The following is a 17,143-nucleotide window of genomic DNA, read 5'->3' as shown; positions in this document are numbered from 1 at the left end:
CAACGGCCGTCGCAGGCCGTTTGTAGAGCTTCGTCGGTGGTTTTCGATGGCGCTACGCGCCGCCGGCGGTCTCCGAGACCAGCAGGACCGCCAGATAGAGGAGACCGATGACGCCGAAGACCGCGGCGAACGTCGCGGGGTCCCCCTCGTCGAGCAGGAGCGTCGGCGCGATCGTCTCGATCGCGTAGATGGCCGCCCCGATGGCGAGCAGGCCCGCCGCGATCGTCACTTCGGGGTCTCTGAAACGGTTCTTCACGGTCCGTGAACGGGTCGATTCGTTCATATTCGCAGTAGGTTCCGCGGCTGTAAGTATATTACCTGAAAGACACTCTCACGGGGTGTAGAGCCACTCTAAGGCGTGTTTTACCGTCACACACCGGACGGTCCGACGCGGGTCGGTCGACTCGGGTCTCGGTGGTATCCAGAGCGGGCCGTCCGTGATACCGATAAGGGGGTTCGGCCGAACGCCAGCGCCACATCGCTCGATCGGACTCGTTTCGATCGGGGGTGTGAACCCGGGCTACATGTAGCCGAGGTCGCGCAGGCGCTCCATCAGGTCCTCCTTGTCCTGGGCGCGGCCCGCGCGTTCGGTCGTCCCGTCGAGGTCCTGGAGCCACGCGGGCTCCTCCTCGGCCTTCTGGGTGCTGATCTCGCTGCCGAGCGAGCGAAAGCCCTCGAAGTACTTCGGCGAGATCGGGATGTCCTCTTGAGAAATGCCCTCCGGGAGGTCGTCGTAGCCCTCGGGGACGTAGCCCTCCTCGGGGTAGCCCTCGACCGTCTCGGGGACGACGACGTACCAGAAGGCGTCCCAGACGGCGGGTTCGTCGAACTGGAGGATGGGCTGGATGCGGTCGTGAGGCGGGTAGATGTCGGGGTCGTGGCGGGGGCTGAAGAACGTCTCGTCGGCGCGTGCCTCCTGTTCGTCCCAGCGCACCCCCGAGATGACGCCGTCGATGTCGTACTCCTCGAGCGTGTTGTTCAGCGCCACCGTCTTGAGGAGGTGGTTGCCGACGTAGGTGTCGAGCAGGAACGGGAAGGTGTCGTCCTCGTACTCGAGCAGGTCCCGGACGTGGTGACGGTTCTGCTCGTTGAGTTCGCTGATCTCGATGTCGTCGCCGGGCTCCAAACCACGGGAATCGACGTACTCGCCGACGTCGTCGTTGCGCGCGTAGATGACCTCTAGATCCCACTCGTCGGCCCACTTCTCGACGAACTCGTGGATCTCGTCGAAGTGCTGGTAGTGGTCGATGAACACCGCCGGCGGCACCTCCAGATCGAACTCCTCCGCGACTTCCTTGATGAAATAGAGGGTGAGCGTCGAGTCCTTCCCGCCGGTCCACATCACCGCGGGGTTCTCGTACTGTTCGAGGCCGCGGCGGGTGACGTCGATCGCCTTCTCGATCTTCGCGTCGAGCGTCGGGTAGTCCTCCGGGTGTTCACCGTCTCCGTCCTCGTAATCCACGTCGAGGTAGTCGGGAAAGCCTTCGGGCATGGTGTACGCTAATGAGATTTAATTAGGACGCACAAAGGGTTTACGCCCTGTCACGTGGTGTGGTGACAGCGCACGCGGTTACGAGATGAACTTGTTGTCGCGCCAGTTGATCCCGTTGGCGGGGGCGGTCTCCTTCCCCGGTCCTTCGACGACCTCGACGGTCGCGGGGCGTTTCTCGCCGTCGACGATCTTCGTCGCCTCGAGTTCGCCGTCGCGCTCCGCGATCGCGGTCAGTGTGCCCTTCTCAGCCTCCTGGGCGATGGCACAGAGCACCTCGAACATGGGGAACTGAAGCGCCGTGTTCTGGAGGACGGTCTCGCGGTCGCCCTTGAACGCGGCGAACTCGACGAGTTCTGAAGGAATTTCCTCCTGTTCTTCGCCCCACGCGGGCGGCGCGCCCGGGCCGGTCTCGGGTTCCTCCTCGTAGACGCGGGTCTCGGCGACGCTCGCCTTCAACTGGGCGGTCGGCGTGTACTTGCTTACCGTCCCCTCGCGGGCGACGGACTTGATGATCAGCGTGTTGTTTCGCCTCGTGATGTCGATGTCGTCGATCTGCTCCGGGAGTTCCGGATCCGATTCGAAGTAGTCGGTGACTCTCTCGAGGGGTAGTTCCAGCGTCGAATGAAGTTGATATACGCGCCCTGACATTGTTTGTGGATGGCTCTGGGGTGGGTGTTTCCGATCCGCGATCGTGCCCGTGCAGTCGCTAATAGGTGCTCCAGACATATATGACCTTTCCCTACAAAAAAGTACTGCCTGCACCGACGGCCTATTCGGCGTTCAGCGCCGCCGCGAGTTCGCCCCGCTCGTCCATCTCCGCCAATATGTCGCTGCCGCCGATGAACTCGCCGTTTACGTAGGTTTGGGGCGTCGTCTCCCAGCCGCTGTGCTCCGAGAGCGCCGCGCGGTACTCGTCGAGCGATTCGAGCGTGTCGACGCACTCGACGTCCTCGCGGTACTGGGTGATCAGGTCGAGCGCGCGCTGGGAGAAACCACACTGGGGCATCAGCCGGTTGCCCTTCATGAACAGCACCACCTCGTTGTCCTCGATCGTACTGTCGACGCGCTCGGTGACCTCCTCCTGGGAGAGTCCCTGGTCGGGTTGGAACGTCATACGCCCCCGTAGGGAGCGAACGGGGAAAGCGGTTTTCCCTACTCGTCGCTCCCGACGGGGATGACCTGCACCAGCGAGTAGACGGGCACGCCCTCGATCTCCTCGAGGCCCTGTTTGTCCACGAGGACGACGCAGGCGACGGGTTCGCCGCCCTGCTCGCGGATCGCCTGGATCGTCTCCTTCATCGTCGTCCCGCTCGTGATCGTGTCGTCGATCACGTAGCACTCGCGGTCGCGGATCTGCGCGAAGTTCCGCGAGAAGCTCCCGCCGAGGTTCTCCATGTCGCCCTCCTCCCACTGGTGTTTGCGAGGGGCGTAGCTACAGAGGTCCGTATCGAGCTCCCGGCCGACCATCGTCGCCAGCGGCGCGCCCGCCTTCTCGATTCCCACCGTCAGGTCGATCTCCTCGCCCTGCTTGCGGAGGAGGTCGGCCATCGCCCGCGAGACGTACGACAGGCGGGCGCTGTCGCGGCCGATCGCGCTCCAATCGACGTGGATGTCGGCGGGCTTGCCCCGCTGTTCGGGTTCGGCGGGCGGTTCGGCCCGTCCGCTTCGTTCGACCAGCCAGCTCGCCGTCTCCCGCGAGACGTTGAGTTCGTCCGCGATCTCGCCCTTCGAGAGGCCCCGTTCGGCTAGCTCGGCGGCACTCTCGATCAGGTCGTCAACGTTCTTCATACGTGGCGAATTCGACCGCCGTTTTTATAGTCGTATCGTCATCCGCGAACGCCCGCTCCCACTCGGAGGTCCCGTAGACGCCGGTCACGAGCGCGTCGAGGAACGACTCGGGGAGGCTCGCGAGGGTGTCGCTCGCGGCCTCGAAGTGCCCCACGTGGGAGTTGACGCTGCCGACGAGCGCCTTGTTATGGAGGACGAATTCCTCGTGGAGCTTTCCTCCATCTATCTCGAACTCCCACGGGCCGGGCACTCCCAAGAGGGCGCCGACGCCGTTGGGCGCGAGCGCGTCGATCGTCTGGAAGGCGTGTTTCGCGTAGCCCGTCGCCTCGTAGACCAGATCCATCCCCTCGTACGCCTCGGGGAGTTCGTCGACGGGCGTCTCCCGCGAGTCGACGTAGGTCGCACCGAGTTCCTCGATGACGTCGATGGTCGGATCGGGCCGGTCGCGTCGGCCCACACAGTAGGTCCGCTCGAAGGGGTGGGTGGTGACGAGCATCGCCAGCGTCAGCAGTCCGAGACTCCCGTTGCCGAGGACGACGGCGCTCTCGGGGTTCCACTCGAAGGCCGACCGCGAGGCGTAGGCGTGTTCGAGCGCCTTCTCGGTGATGCTGATCGGCTCGATCAGAAAGCCAAGCGGCGCCTGCCCGTCGGGAATCCGCACGAGGTACTCGGCGGGGCTCGTGAAGTACTCGGCCATGAACCCGTGTGCGCCGACGATCCCCCGCTCGTGGTACTGGCCCTCGGGGGCCATGTCGGGCTCGCCCCGTTCGAAGTACTCGTTGGGGCCGTTCGGCGGCCGCCGGACCGTCGGCACCACGATATCGCCCTCCTCGTAGTCGGTCCCGTTTGTGTCCTCGACGACGCCGACCGCCTCGTGGCCGAGTATCAGGTAGTCCTCGCCCTCGGGGAACTCCCCGTGGCCGCCCTCGAGGACCTCCCTGTCCGTCCCGTCGACGCCCACCCGGAGGGTGCGAACCAGCACCTCGCCCGCCCCCGGTTTGGGCCTCGGAACGTCGATCACGCTCGGTTCGTGTTCGCCCTCTCGAACCGCGATTGCGTCCATGACCGGCGGTAGGGGTCGCAGGAACAAAACATTTATTCTTCTTCGAGTAAATATTTCTGCCGCTGGGCGCCCAGTCCTGCCCGGGACGTGCCGACCCAGCGATACCCACGCTTTTGTCGTTCGGGGGAGCATCCGGGATATGAAACGATACGATCAGTTGTACCGCCTCTACGAGGCGTTCCCCGTCGACACCCTGCGCGCGTATCAGGATTTCGTCGAGCTGTTTCCACCCGTCGCCTCGCGGGTCGCGCTCGAACACTGGGAGGAGGCGAGCGACGAACTCGACCGGCGGAAGTCGGCGATCGAGCGCGCCTTCGTCGACGGCGAAGCGTTCGCGGAGATCGCGGCCCACGCGACCCGCCAGCAGGCGTTTACGGCGCTCGATCTCCACTCGAAGTACGATCGGGCGGTGAACGTCCTCGTCCTCGACGTCGACGAGACGCTTCGGTCGGCGGGGGAGACCGACAACGAGATCCCCCGCGAGACGCTCTCGCTGCTGACGGAGTTCCACGAGGCCGGCATCCCGATCGTGATCTGTACGGGCCAAACCCTGGAGAACGTCAAGGGCTTCATGATTCAGGGGCTCGGCAGCGAACTCGTCCACTCGGGGGACCTCTCGATCGTCTACGAGGCCGGCACCGGCGTGTTCACGCCGGGCCACGGCGCCGACACCAAACACTTGCTCTACGAGGACCTGGAGGAGGAGATCGTCTCGATCTTCGATCACCTCCGGTCACGGGTGCTTCGCGAGGCACCCGAGGACCTGCGGCGGGGCTGCCACCTGCAGGGCAACGAGTTCAACGTCACGATGAAGCCCAACTTCGAGATCGGGTCGGAGAAGGCGGTGGGGATCATCGACGACGCGCTCGTCTACGAACTCGATCTCCTGGGGGAGGCGGTCGCCGGGACGACCGACCGGGAACCCGCCGACGTCCGCGAGTTCTCGCGCGCCTTCTACGCCGAGAGCGATCCCGAGATCCGGGCAGTCCTCGACGACGCCGGCTCGATCCCCGATCCCGGGGCGATCCCCGACGACGTCGAGGCGTTCTTCGAGCGGATCGACGTCGCCTACTACGAGGGCGACGCCGCCGAGATCGGTTCTCTAGAGCTCAACAAGGTAGTCGGTGTCGAGGCCGCCTTCTCCGTGCTGGGGATCGACGACCCCTTCGCGCTCGTGATGGGCGACTCGAAGAGCGACCTCCGGGTGATGGAGTGGGTCGCCGGGGAGAGGTCCGGAATCGGGGCCGCGCCCGAACACGCCTCGGCGGACGTCCTCGAGTTCGTGCGGGGGGCCGACGACCTCGTCTTCGACCGGGGGCGCAGCGCCGACATGCTGCGGACCGCCTACGCGCTCAACCGGCTCGCGGCGCTCGACTAGGCGCTACAGTTGTTCGGCCCGAGTTCGAGTTCGGTCGCCTCCTCGTCCTCGACGGTCTCCTTCCCCCGGTTGACGTCGATCACCCGCTCGTAGTTCGGTGGCTTCTCCGGGAGGGTTTCGAGACTGCGCTCGACGAACGCCTCCTCGTCGAGGTCAAGTACTTCCAATCCGGTCCTGAGTCCCCCGACCGTCGCGCGGATCGCCTCGCCCGGCCGCCCGCCCTCGAACTCGCCCTCGCTGGTGACGGTGACGTGACCCGGAAGAACGGTGATGGAGTCGGGTTCGGCCAGCAGGGTCCGGTGGATCGACCCGTGTTGCATGCGCGCACCCGCCTCGCCGGCGTCCTCGCTGAACTCGAGTTCCGTCCGTCCGGTGCCGTCGACGAACAGCGTGTCGGCGCTCAGAAGCGCCGTATCCCCCACGAGGTAGTTCACCATCTCGCTCGTGTGGCCCGGCGTCGAGAGCGCCTTGAGGTCGACGTCGCCTATCGGAAGGACCTCGTTGCGTTCGAGGGGGGTGTATTCGTACTCCAGTCCGCGCTCGCGGGCGCGCTCGCCGAGGTAGTAGGGTACGTCGAGTTCCGAGGCGAGGTCGCGCCCGCCCGAGACGTGGTCGGCGTGGACGTGCGTATCGAGGACGGCGGTGATCTCGTACTCGCGCTCGCGCGCGGCCCCGCGGAACTCCTCGGTGTGGCGCGTGGCGTCGACGACCGCCGCCTCCCGCGTCCCGGGATCGCAGACCAGGTAGCCCAGACAGCCCTTCGCGCGGCGCTGGATCTGGACGACCTCGACCGAATCGAAGGCGATCGGCACCACGTCGTAGACGGCGCTCCAGGCCTCCATCCCGCCGTCGATCACGGCCACGTCCTCGTAGCCCGCCGTGGCGAGTTCGTCGGCGAAGTTGTGGGAGGAGATCCCCTTCGCACAGACAGTGACGATGGGCCGATCGCCGTCCACCTCGCGGTCGAACTCCGCCGCTCGTTCCCCGTCGAGCGACTCCTCCTTGCCGAAGGTGAAGTTCACCGCCCCCGGCATGTGCCACGCCTCGAAGCTCTCCTCGGGGCGGGTGTCGACGAGCGTGAACGCCTCGCCCGCACGCCACATCCGCTCGACGCGCTCGGCGCCGATCTCGCGTGTCATAGGGGAAGTACGTCGATGGAACGGATACCGTTGGCGGTCGAAACCCCGCCCGCTCGGCCGCAAACTACAGATACTCCGATAGTGTATGATGGTCTATACGTGTAGTCACATGAACGTTCCTCGATACCGAGGAGGCGGTGACCGACGTCGATACCGCCGGACGGGAGCTATGCCCGCTAGTACCACCCGAACCGATGTCCTGCAGGTCGAATCGTGTTTCTAGAATACTTATCTGCCTTCGGGAGACACGCCTCCACGGAGGCCGGCAGCGGGAGGGGCGATCGTGGGATCTGACATGATGAACAAGGAACTGTTCGGGGTGTTCGGCGGCGCCGACGCGTTCGCCGACGTGTGCGAGGCGGAGTCGTTCGACCGGGTGTGTTCTACCGAGTCGCTCACCGTCGGAATCCGGGACCCCGACCTGGGCGCTCCCCACCGGAGCGGGGCCTACGAGGACGACGCGGGCTGCTGTGTCGTCTGGGGGGAGGTCTACACGTCCGACGGCGTCGACCGGCCCGCCCGGTGGCTGCTCGAGCGCTACCGCGAGTCGGGGGCGAACGCGCTGTCGGCGCTCAACGGCTCGTACCTCGTCGCGGTCACCGACGGGGTCGAGGCGGCGGTCTACACGGACCCGATCCGGTCGTGGGAGTGTTTCTACACCGACGTCGCCGGTCCGCGCGCCTTCGGCACCGACGCGGCGCGCGTCTGTCGCGTGGGATCGGAACTGTCGCTCGACCCCGACTCGCTGCTCGAACTCGCCCACCTCAGCGTCGTCCTCGACGAGCGGACGCTCTTCGAGGAAGTCTCGCGGACGCCGTTCGACGGCGTCCTCCGTGCGGACGCCACCGAAGAACTCGACCGGTTCGTCTACCACCCTCGGGAGTTCGACTACGCGGGCGAACTCGCGGCGCGGATGAGGCGAGCGCTCTCGCGGCGGGCGGACCTCCGGGGAACCAAGGGGCTCCTCCTCGGCGCGGGCTACGACTCGCGGACGCTGCTCGCGGCGATCCCCGACATCGAGTGCTGTTACACGGTCGGAACCGAGGACTCCTCGGAGATCCGGGTCGCGAGGAAACTCGCGAGGCAGTACGGCGCGACCCATCGGACGCTGGGCGTCGACGGCTCCTATTTCGCCACCGACATCGACACGGTTCGCTACACCAACGGGATCGGCGAGTCGATCCACATCCACCAGCGCGGCGTCGAGCGAATCGCCGACGCCGACGTGATGTACCACGGCTGGGCGATCGACTCGCTGTTGAAGGAGTTCTTCGTCCAGAAGAAGCGCGTCGGCGCGTTCGGCAAGTCGGTGAAGCTCTCGCCGCTCGCCGAGGAGCCCGACGCGATCGACTTTCTCACCGACCGGAAACTCGGGATCATGCCCGAGAGCCCCGCGTTGCTCGCCGAGTACGTCGACGAGCCCCAGCGCCACCTCGAAGAGCGCCTCGAACGCGAACTCGATCGCTGTCGCGCGCGCTGTACGCGCGAGCACGACCTCCCCAGCGTGTTCGGGATCAAGAACCTCCCCTCGAAGTCCTTCCGGACACACCTCGCCGATCAGTTCACCGAGTCGTTCGTCTGTGCCGACAGCGAACTGATCGACTGGCACCTCTCGACCCCGCCCGAGTACCGGAGCACCGAGACGTTCCTCGCGGCGATCCAGCGCCTCGACCCGCACGTGCTTCGCTACCGGCCGCCGGACCGCCCGCGGACGAGTTCGATCCTCAACCAGATCGAGGGGTTCTGCCGGCGCAACCTCCCGCTCCCGTTCCCGGCGTTCGATAGCCCGTGGCCGGATCGCCGGTCGCTGTACCGCGAGTACGACCTCGATCGGACGCTGCTGCCCGATGCGCCCGAACTCCACTCCTGTTCCGTCCGCCTCAAACTCCGGATCCACGACGTCGAGACGTGGCTCACGGCGCTCGCGGGCGAGGGGGCGATCACGCCCGAGGAGGTCGTCCGCCCGCCCGCGTCGCGTCGCTTCGTCCTCCGCGGGGAGACCGCCAGTCATTAAGAGGCTGCCCGGCGACCCTTCGGTATGCACACCGGCTCGGACGATCTACTGGCGCTGTCGGGCGTGATCCCGCCGACGATCACCGTCTTCGACGACGAGGAGGAGGTCGACTACGAACGGACCGCTGACCACGCGCGCTACGTCGTCGACGGCGGCGCACACGGCGTCTTCCCGCTCGGCACCAACGGCGAGTTTCCCCTGCTGACCGGCGCGGAACGAAAGGGCGTGATCGAGGCCGTCACGGAGGAGATCGACGAGGTCCCCGTGATCGCGGGCGTGGGTGCGCCGAGCACCCACGAGTCCGTCGAGGCCGCAGAACACGCCGAATCCGTCGGCGCGGACGGCCTCGTCGTCGTCACGCCCTACTACTACCCGCTGGATGGCGAGGCCGCCATCAATCACTACCGGCGCGTGGCGGAGGCGGTGGACCTTCCCATCTATATCTACCACATCCCCAGCAAGACGGGCAACGCCCTCTCGCTCGAGACGCTGGATGCGCTCGCGGAGATCGGGAACGTCGCGGGGGTCAAGGACTCGAGCAAGGACGTCCCGTGGCTCGCCCAGGCGATCGACGCCCACCCCGAACTGACCTTTCTTGCAGGATCCGACTCGCTGCTGTTCCCCGGCCTCGAGATCGGTTGCTCCGGCATGGTCAGCGCCGTCGCGAACGTCTTTCCCGAACTCGTCGTCGACCTCTACGAGGCCTACGACGCCGGCGAGGAAGAGCGCGCTCGCGAACTCCAGAGCGACGTCTACGACGTGCGCGATGCGATCAAGTACGGCGCGTACATGGCCGGCGTCAAGAGCGCGCTTCCCCACGTCGGCTTCGAGGCCGGCCCGCTCCGCAGCCCCCTCCGGACGATGGACGCCGAGAGCGAGGAGGCGATGGTCGCCGACCTCGAGGACCTCGACCTGCTATAACCCGCCCGGCGCGTACGTCTGATCGCGCGCGACGACGGTCTCGGGTTCGAACCGGACGAGCCGATAGCGATCGCTCCGCTCGAAGACGGCGTGAAACCGTCCGTCCCACCCCTCCTCGGGGCCGAGATACCGCCGGAACAGCCGTTTCGCTCTCCCGGAGTCGAACGCCTCGACGCTCGCCTCCCCGCGCATCCCGACGTGTTGGACCAATCCTCGAGAAGCGTCGAAGTCGACGACCGCGAGCGCGGTCCGAGGATCCGATTCGATCCGCCCCGGATAGCTCTTCAGGTCGGGGTTGACGGCGATCCAGACCGCGTCGTCCTCCCAGAGGTACCACAGCGGCGACACTCTGGGACCGTCGGGAGAACTGGTCGCGAGGAAACAAAAGAGCGGTCGGGCGAGGAAGGTGTCGAGATCGACCGCCAGCGTGTCTTCGACGAGTTCCATACACTGGGTCGGCGCGCCGCCCCCTTGAAACTACGACTCCCTACGGCCGCTTGAGCGCGCCCTCGGCGTCGAAGAGGCTGTGGCTGTCCTTCTGTTCGCCGGGGTGCTCGCGGGCGGCCTCGGCGTCGAACTCGACGCCCAGCCCCGGTTCGTCGGGCACCTCGAGGGTGCCGTCGCTCACTTCGAAGTCGTGTTTGACGATCTCGTCGCCCCACGGGACGTCCCGGCTCATGTGTTCGAGCACTTCCAGATTTTCGATGCCGGCACACAGGTGGAGCGCCGCGGCCGTCGAGACGCCCGCGTTGGGGTTGTGCGGCGCGAAGGTCATGTAGCGGGATTTCGCCATCTCGGCGGCGTGCTGGAGCGCCTGGATGCTGCCGTAGTTGGTGACGTCGGGCTGGACGATATCACACGCCTGCGTGCGGATCAGGTCGGCCATCGTCTCGTTGTTGTAGATGCGCTCGCCGGTCGCGACGGGCATGTTCACCTGCTTGGTGATCTCGGCCATCACCTGCCTGTCTTCGAGTTCGACGGGCTCCTCGAGGAACATGATGTCGTACTCCTCCAGTCCGTTCGCGACCTCGATCGCCCCGCGCCGCGAGAACCGGCCGTGACAGTCGAGCGCGATGCCGACGTCCCAGCCGACGGCCTCGCGGACCGCCTCGAGCAGGTCGGCGACCTCCCCGATCTGGTCGTCGGTGAGGGAGTACTCGTAGTGGGCGAAGGGGTCGCACTTCAGCGCGGGGTACTCCTGTTCCTCGACGGCTTTCTCGGCGTGGTGGGCGTAGTTCTCGGGGGAACGCTCGCCGATGTGCCAGCCGTTGGCGTAGACGGGGATCTCGTCGTGAATCTTCCCGCCGAGCAGCTTCCAGACGGGCTCGCCGTAGTGCTTGCCCGCGATGTCCAGCAGCGCGATGTCGAAGGCGTTGGCGACGGCGTTGATGAGTTTGCCCGCGCGCCACGCGAACGGATCGCGCGTGAGCCGGCGGTTGATCGCCTTTCGGTTCAGCGGGTCCTCGCCGATGAGGTAGTGCTTGTGCGCATCAGCGGTGGCTTCGAGCGCGGCGGTCAGCCCCTCGCCGGAGAGGGCTTCCCCGACGCCGCTGATCCCCTCGTCGGTGTGGACCTGGACGAAGAACCAGTTGCGCCAGTCGGCGTCGACGACGAACGTCTCGACCTCTGTAATCTTCATGACTGGAGCCTTTCTTCGAATCGTAATACCGATTTCGAATCCCACATCGTTTTCACGCTGAGGGGGCCACTCCGAGTATGGTTCGTGACTACCGACAACTGCACGACCCCAACGCCGAGTACACGATGCGGGAGCTTTCGTCTGATACGATGGGACTGGCCGCGAAACGGGGCGGCGGGCGCGACGTCTCGATCACCGACGTCCAGACCACGATGGTCGACGGGAACTTCCCGTGGACCCTCGTCAGGATCTACACCGACGCCGGCATCGTCGGCACGGGCGAGGCCTACTGGGGGGCGGGTGTTCCCGAACTGATCGACCGGATGACGCCGTTTCTCGTCGGGGAGAACCCGCTCGATATCGACCGGCTCTACGAGCACCTCATCCAGAAGATGTCTGGCGAGGGCTCGATCGCGGGCGTGACCGTCACCGCCGTTTCGGGCATCGAGATCGCGCTGCACGATCTGGCGGGGAAGATCCTCGACGTGCCCGCCTACCAGCTCCTCGGGGGCAAGTACCGCGACGAGGTGCGGGTCTACTGTGACTGTCACGCGGGCGACGAGAGCGAACCCGACTCCAACGCCGCCGAGGCCGAACGCGTCGTCGAGGAACTCGGCTACGACGCCCTGAAGTTCGACCTCGACGTGCCCAGCGGCCACGAGAAGGACCGCGCGAACCGCCACCTCAGTGATCGAGAAATCGACCACAAGGTGAACATCGTCGAGGCCGTCACCGACCGCGTCGGCGACCGGGCGGACGTCGCCTTCGACTGTCACTGGTCGTTCACCGGCGGGAGCGCCAAACGACTGGCCGCCCGATTGGAGGAGTACCCGATCTGGTGGCTCGAGGACCCCGTCCCCCCGGAGAACCACGACGTCCAGCGTGAGGTCACCCAGAGCACGTCGACGCCGATCGCCGCCGGCGAGAACGTCTATCGCAAGCACGGCCAGCGCCGCCTGGTCGACCAGCAGGCCGTCGACATTCTCGCGCCCGACCTGCCCAAAGTGGGCGGGATGCGCGAGACCCGCAAGATCGCGGACCTCGCCGACACCTACTACATGCCGATCGCGATGCACAACGTTTCCTCGCCCGTGGCGACGATGGCGAGCGCCCACGTCGCGAGTGCGATCCCCAACTCGTTGGCGGTCGAGTTCCACTCCTACCAGTTGGGCTGGTGGGAAGACCTCGTCGAGGAGAGCGTCATCGAGGACGGGTATATCGAGATTCCCGAGGAGCCGGGACTCGGCCTCACGCTCGACCTCGATACCGTCTCCGAGTACATGGTTTCGGGTGAGGAGTTGTTCGACGAAGCGTAGCTTCGTCGAGCTTACTGAGCTTGCTCAGTAGTGTTTGACTGAGCGAAGCGAAATCAAGCCAACGGATCGCTGATCCGTGCTGTTTGACTGAGCGAAGCGAAGTCAAGCTCGTGGAGCTTCGCTCCACGGTGTTCGACGAGGCCTGAGGCCTCGTCAAGCCAGCAAACCGCTTTTGCACCGTTCGACGCGGCGTAGCGCTCCAGTGTCCCAGAGCGGTGCGGTGGCCGGCGCGAACGGAATCGCCACTCTCGGCGATTTCGTTCGCGGGGCGGGGAAGGGCAGGTCCTCACCCGAGACGGTGTCCACTACGACCCCTCCGGTCTACTCGCCGCCACACGTGACTTTATCGCCCGTCCGCGCGTGGAACCCGTTGTCATGACACCTGACGACTACGAGATCGACCACGAACTGAGCGACGCGGACGAGAACATCCACAACGCCTGGGACAACGACCTCGACCCCGTTCTGACGGTCGAACCCGGCGAGGTCGTCCGCTTCGAGTGTCGGGACGCCCTCGACGGACAGGTCGGACCCGATTCGGGGGTTGAGGACCTCGCGAACGCCAGTTTCGACCCGGTCCACCCGCTGACGGGGCCCGTCGAAATCGAGGGCGCGGAACCGGGCGACGCGCTGGTCGTCGAACTCCTCGATTTCGAGCACAAGGGCTGGGGGTTTACGGGATTCATGCCCGGCGAGATGGGTCTCGGCCTGCTCCCCGAGGAGTTCGACGAGGCGGGACTGTACGTCTGGGATCTGGAGGGCGAGACGGCGGAGTTCGTCGACGGCATCGAGATCCCCGTCGACATGTTCCCGGGGACGATCGGCAACGCGCCCGCCTCGGCGGGCGAACACGACACCCTTCCCCCCAGAGACGTCGGCGGGAACATGGACGTCAAACAGATGACCGCGGGTTCGACGGTCTACCTCCCCGTTGAGGTCGAAGGGGCGCTGTTCTCGACGGGCGACTGCCACGTCGCGCAGGGCGACGGCGAGGTCTGTGTGACTGGAATAGAGGCGCCGATGTTCGTCACCGCCCGGTTCGACCTGAAGAAGGACGCCGGCTTCGCCCAGCCCCGGCTGGAGACGACGGGCCCCTTTACCGCCACCGGCGAGGACGAGCCGATGTACGGCACGACGGGGATCAGCGACGACCTGATGGACGCGACGAAGAAGGCGGTCTTACACATGATCGACCACCTCGTGAGCGAGCGCGACCTCACCCGCGAGGAGGCGTACATCCTCTGTTCCGCGGCGGTCGACCTCAAGATCAGCGAGGTGGTCGACGCCCCGAACTGGACGGTCACCGCGTTCGTCCCCGAGAGCATCTTCCCCTAGAGGCCCAGTCTGTCGGCGATCTTCCGGCCCACCGTCCGGGCGTCCTCTTCGAGCACTTCGATCTCGTCGCCCACCCCGATCGAACCGGGTTCGACGACGTTCGCACAGACCCCGCCGCGTCCGTTCTTCAGCGCGCGGGCGACCCCGTCCTCGCCGGCGACCCGCTCGACGTGGGCACACGGCGGGCGCGGGCGCGTGCCCCGGAGGACCGCCTCGCCGACGGAAAAGGTCGCCCCCAGCAGGTCGTGGACCTCGACCCCGCGGGTGACGATATTGCGGCGGTGTCTCCCGTCGGAGAGGTCGATGTCGAACTCCTCTACTATTTCGTCGATCGCCTCGCCCTCGATCAGCGTCACCTCACAGACGTCGAACGGCGAGTAGTAGCCCTTGCCCGTCCGGTAGCGATCCCCCTCCAGTCCGCCCTCGACTGCCTCGATCCCTTCGAGGGGCTCCATCGGGGCGGAGTCCTCCCGCGCGATGAACAGTTGCTCGACCCGTGGCATGGTCGACCTACGACCCGTGGCGGGATAGCCCTTCACCCCCCGAGGACCGGCAGGTGCAGGATCGAGCCTTTAGTGTCGGCCCGCGAAGGGCCCAGCATGGTCGACGACATCAGCGCAGAGCAGGTCGAGAAGTGGCTCGACGACCGCGTCGTCCGGGACGTCGAGCGGACCACCGAGAACGCCGCGGAGTTCAGCGTCCAGTGTCGCCTCTCGCACATCCCGCTCAACGTCATCAAGGAGGACACGTGGGGCCCCCTCAGAATCGTCGGACGGGCGGCGTTCGACACCGAGCGCACCGCGGCGGTGATCGCCGACCCCGAGCAGCGATACGAACTGCTCGCCCGCATCGGCCCCGTCTTCGCCGCGACGCCCGGCTTCTACACCTTCCTCGACGAGGAGGAAACCTCGACGGAGTTCCCGAACGTCGACTCGATCCAGTTCGAACACCGGGTCTACTCGGACGGCGCGAGCCAACAGGAACTGATGGGCGGGTTGATGGCGATCGCGACGGCGATCAAGTACGTCCAGAACACGGTCGCGGCGATCAGACGGCGCGAGAACGACTAATCGTCGGCAGCGGCGGGGCCCGATCCCGACCCGTTGACGGTGTGGTTCGCGCATTCGTCGACGGCGATGCTCGGGGGGTACTTCCCGCGGTCGAGTTTCAGGTCCGACTGCGGGCGGGCCATACACGTCAGCGCGAACCCCTCGGCTTCCTCCTCGGTGAGGCCGCGCGCGGCGGGCTGGGTCACCTCGCCCTCGACGATCTCGGCGGTACACGCCAGACACATCCCCACCCGACAGGAGTACTCCTGGGCGATCCCCTCCTCGATGCACCGCGAGAGGACCGTCTGTTTGTCCGTGACCTCGATCGTCTCGTCGGTGCCGACGAACTCGACGGTGTAGGTGGCCATAGCCACCCCTACAGTCAACTCGTCCAAAACGCTTTATCTCCCGTCGTGTCGGCGACGGAACGACCGAATCCGACCTAAAGCGTTTTCCCGGTTGCGGGGACAAAGGGGCACATGACTGCACGCGAGGTCGACGGCGACGGGGAATCCTCGGCGGGTAAACGGACCGCTTCGAGGTCCGTTGACGTCGCCGTCGTCGGGGCCGGCACGGCGGGCTGTTACGCGGCGGCGACGATCGCGAGCGAGGGCTACGACGTCCTCGTCCTCGAACGAAAGACGAGAGAGGAGGCGGGCCACATCGCCTGCGGGGACGCCCTCAAGGGCGCGGGCGAGTTCCCCGACGCGATCCCCCGCTCGAAACTCGACCGGGCGATGACCAACACCGAGGTCGATCACGGCCGGTTCGAACTCCCGGAACACGACACCGTCCTCGAGATTCCCGTTCCCGGAGAGCTCGCGGTGATCGACCGCTGGGAGTACGGGAGGGCGATCATCGAGGGGGCCGACGAGGCCGGTGCGGAGTTCTGCTACGACACCGTCGTCCAGGACGTGATCCAGGACGGGAACCGGGTCACGGGGCTGAAGGCCCGCCGGAAGGGCGAGCCCCTGACCGTCGAGGCCGGGATCACGATCGACGGGGCCGGGGCGCTCTCGATCCTGCAGGACAAGGCCGACCTCGCCGATACCACGTTCGACACGAACGTCACCTACTCGCAGTTCTGTTCCGCATACAGAGAAATCGTCCACGTCGAACAGGAGGTCGAGTGGAAGGACGCGCTCGTCTTCAAGCCGACCAAACGCGCCGCCGGATACCTCTGGTATTTCCCGCGGACGGGCACCGAGATCAACGCCGGACTCGGCTTCCAGATGAACGAGGAGCCGATGGAGTTGGTCGAGGACCTCAAACGCGACCTGCGCGAGCGCCCGGAGTTCGAGGGCGCGAGGGTGACGGACAAACTCGGGGCCGCGCTCCCCACGAGACGGCCCTACGATTCGGCGGTCGCGCCGGGGTTCATGGCGGTCGGCGACGCCGCGGGCCACGTCAACCCGACCACGGGAGGAGGGATCGCGGGGGCGGCCTACGCCGGCGAGTACGCGGGCGAGCAGGCCATTCGGGCGATCGAGTCGGGCGACACCGGCGAGGCGGCGCTCTGGGACTACAACGAGCGCGTGATGGACCACTACGGCGGGCGTTACGCCGCCCTCGACGTCTACAACGTCATGGCGACCGCGGTCGACGTCTCCGATCTCACGAGCCTGCTCGTCTCCCTTCCCGGCGAGAACCTCGCCGAAGCGTTGTACTCGGGGAGTACGGACTTCGGGCTGAAGCTCAAGCTCAAGGCCGCGATCGGCAGCTTCGGCCACTGGGGGACGATCCTCGACTTCTACCGGACGAAGCGCCTCGCGGACGAACTGCTCGACCACTACGAGCGCTACCCGGACCGACCCTCGGCGCTCGCGGGCTGGCAACGCGAGCGCGACGCGATCATGGACCGGATCTACGAGACGACCGGCGCGGAAGCGAAGTACTAACCCCCACCTTTTTACTCGTCGGGTATCCTTGCGCGCCTTCGGCGCGCTGCGGGTACCACTTCTCGAAAAACCTGCACTAAAAACCGCTCCGCGAGCGCCGGAGACGCTCGC

At 66.3% G+C, this 17,143-nt stretch carries 18 protein-coding genes; 7 read left to right on the top strand and 11 right to left on the bottom strand.

Annotation, left to right across the window (positions count from 1 at the left end; genetic code table 11):
• Positions 1–52: 52 nt before the first annotated feature.
• The 6 genes from QRT08_RS07945 to QRT08_RS07920 form a co-directional block, all read right to left on the bottom strand.
• Entirely contained in the window at positions 53–283 is a 231-nt protein-coding gene (locus QRT08_RS07945) for a hypothetical protein (protein WP_286045404.1), read from the bottom strand.
• Between the two features lie 237 nt (positions 284–520).
• Positions 521–1,492: a phosphoadenosine phosphosulfate reductase family protein gene (locus QRT08_RS07940; RefSeq protein WP_286045403.1), complete on the bottom strand. Its 972-nt coding sequence runs from the start codon at positions 1,490–1,492 to the stop codon at positions 521–523.
• Between the two features lie 78 nt (positions 1,493–1,570).
• Positions 1,571–2,140: a DUF7110 family protein gene (locus tag QRT08_RS07935; RefSeq protein WP_286045402.1), complete on the bottom strand. Its 570-nt coding sequence runs from the start codon at positions 2,138–2,140 to the stop codon at positions 1,571–1,573.
• 121 nt (positions 2,141–2,261) lie between these two features.
• The gene (locus QRT08_RS07930; protein WP_286045401.1) at positions 2,262–2,606 is read right to left on the bottom strand and encodes a glutaredoxin family protein; all 345 of its coding nucleotides are present in this window, start codon (positions 2,604–2,606) and stop codon (positions 2,262–2,264) included.
• Positions 2,607–2,644: 38 nt separating this feature from the next.
• Positions 2,645–3,280, bottom strand: a complete 636-nt coding sequence (gene gfcR / locus QRT08_RS07925) for a transcriptional regulator GfcR (protein ID WP_286045399.1) — start codon at positions 3,278–3,280, stop codon at positions 2,645–2,647.
• On the bottom strand, positions 3,267–4,343 hold the full coding sequence (locus QRT08_RS07920; protein ID WP_286045398.1) for a glucose 1-dehydrogenase: 1,077 nt from the start codon (positions 4,341–4,343) through the stop codon (positions 3,267–3,269). Before QRT08_RS07920 ends, gfcR begins: the two co-directional genes overlap by 14 nt.
• Positions 4,344–4,482: 139 nt before the next feature.
• On the opposite strand from QRT08_RS07920, the gene QRT08_RS07915 reads away from it, so the two are divergent.
• Positions 4,483–5,721, top strand: a complete 1,239-nt coding sequence (locus QRT08_RS07915) for an HAD family hydrolase (protein ID WP_286045397.1) — start codon at positions 4,483–4,485, stop codon at positions 5,719–5,721.
• Here QRT08_RS07915 and QRT08_RS07910 read toward each other — a convergent pair.
• Positions 5,718–6,860 (bottom strand): MBL fold metallo-hydrolase, encoded by a 1,143-nt coding sequence (locus QRT08_RS07910; protein WP_286045396.1) that lies wholly within the window; start codon positions 6,858–6,860, stop codon positions 5,718–5,720. The genes QRT08_RS07915 and QRT08_RS07910 overlap by 4 nt on opposite strands.
• 283 nt (positions 6,861–7,143) lie before the next feature.
• Between QRT08_RS07910 and QRT08_RS07905 the strand changes: the two genes are divergently transcribed.
• Together QRT08_RS07905 and QRT08_RS07900 are read left to right on the top strand one after the other, a co-directional pair.
• The gene (locus QRT08_RS07905) at positions 7,144–8,874 is read left to right on the top strand and encodes an asparagine synthetase B family protein (protein ID WP_286045395.1); all 1,731 of its coding nucleotides are present in this window, start codon (positions 7,144–7,146) and stop codon (positions 8,872–8,874) included.
• 24 nt (positions 8,875–8,898) lie between these two features.
• On the top strand, positions 8,899–9,795 hold the full coding sequence (locus tag QRT08_RS07900; protein WP_286045394.1) for a dihydrodipicolinate synthase family protein: 897 nt from the start codon (positions 8,899–8,901) through the stop codon (positions 9,793–9,795).
• On the opposite strand, the gene QRT08_RS07895 is transcribed toward QRT08_RS07900, so the two are convergent.
• Both QRT08_RS07895 and QRT08_RS07890 read right to left on the bottom strand, forming a co-directional pair.
• Entirely contained in the window at positions 9,790–10,242 is a 453-nt protein-coding gene (locus tag QRT08_RS07895) for a pyridoxamine 5'-phosphate oxidase family protein (RefSeq protein ID WP_286045393.1), read from the bottom strand. The two genes, QRT08_RS07900 and QRT08_RS07895, sit on opposite strands and share 6 nt — an antisense overlap.
• Positions 10,243–10,282: 40 nt before the next feature.
• Positions 10,283–11,434 carry a mandelate racemase/muconate lactonizing enzyme family protein gene (locus tag QRT08_RS07890; RefSeq protein WP_286045392.1) on the bottom strand — a complete coding sequence of 384 codons (1,152 nt, stop codon included), beginning with the start codon at positions 11,432–11,434 and terminating at the stop codon, positions 10,283–10,285.
• A gap of 77 nt (positions 11,435–11,511) precedes the next feature.
• Between QRT08_RS07890 and QRT08_RS07885 the strand changes: the two genes are divergently transcribed.
• Complete coding sequence (locus tag QRT08_RS07885; RefSeq protein WP_286045391.1) at positions 11,512–12,750, top strand: mandelate racemase/muconate lactonizing enzyme family protein; 1,239 nt, start codon at positions 11,512–11,514, stop codon at positions 12,748–12,750.
• Positions 12,751–13,125: 375 nt separating this feature from the next.
• Entirely contained in the window at positions 13,126–14,085 is a 960-nt protein-coding gene (locus QRT08_RS07880) for an acetamidase/formamidase family protein (protein WP_286045390.1), read from the top strand.
• Here the strand turns inward: QRT08_RS07880 and QRT08_RS07875 are convergent.
• Positions 14,082–14,588 carry an MOSC domain-containing protein gene (locus QRT08_RS07875; protein ID WP_286045389.1) on the bottom strand — a complete coding sequence of 169 codons (507 nt, stop codon included), beginning with the start codon at positions 14,586–14,588 and terminating at the stop codon, positions 14,082–14,084. The genes QRT08_RS07880 and QRT08_RS07875 overlap by 4 nt on opposite strands.
• Before the next feature lie 96 nt (positions 14,589–14,684).
• Here QRT08_RS07875 and QRT08_RS07870 point away from each other — a divergent pair, with 96 nt between their 5' ends.
• Positions 14,685–15,155 (top strand): hypothetical protein, encoded by a 471-nt coding sequence (locus tag QRT08_RS07870; protein ID WP_286045388.1) that lies wholly within the window; start codon positions 14,685–14,687, stop codon positions 15,153–15,155.
• Here QRT08_RS07870 and QRT08_RS07865 read toward each other — a convergent pair.
• Positions 15,152–15,502 carry a 2Fe-2S iron-sulfur cluster-binding protein gene (locus tag QRT08_RS07865; protein WP_286045387.1) on the bottom strand — a complete coding sequence of 117 codons (351 nt, stop codon included), beginning with the start codon at positions 15,500–15,502 and terminating at the stop codon, positions 15,152–15,154. The two genes, QRT08_RS07870 and QRT08_RS07865, sit on opposite strands and share 4 nt — an antisense overlap.
• 111 nt (positions 15,503–15,613) lie before the next feature.
• Between QRT08_RS07865 and QRT08_RS07860 the strand changes: the two genes are divergently transcribed.
• Positions 15,614–17,032 (top strand): geranylgeranyl reductase family protein, encoded by a 1,419-nt coding sequence (locus QRT08_RS07860; protein ID WP_286045386.1) that lies wholly within the window; start codon positions 15,614–15,616, stop codon positions 17,030–17,032.
• Positions 17,033–17,143: the final 111 nt, after the last annotated feature.

It is taken from the genome of Halalkalicoccus sp. NIPERK01 (assembly GCF_030287405.1).
Classification (GTDB): Archaea; Halobacteriota; Halobacteria; order Halobacteriales; family Halalkalicoccaceae; genus Halalkalicoccus.
Note: the sequence above shows the minus strand (reverse complement) of the source record. Positions and strands in the feature narration are given on the sequence as shown.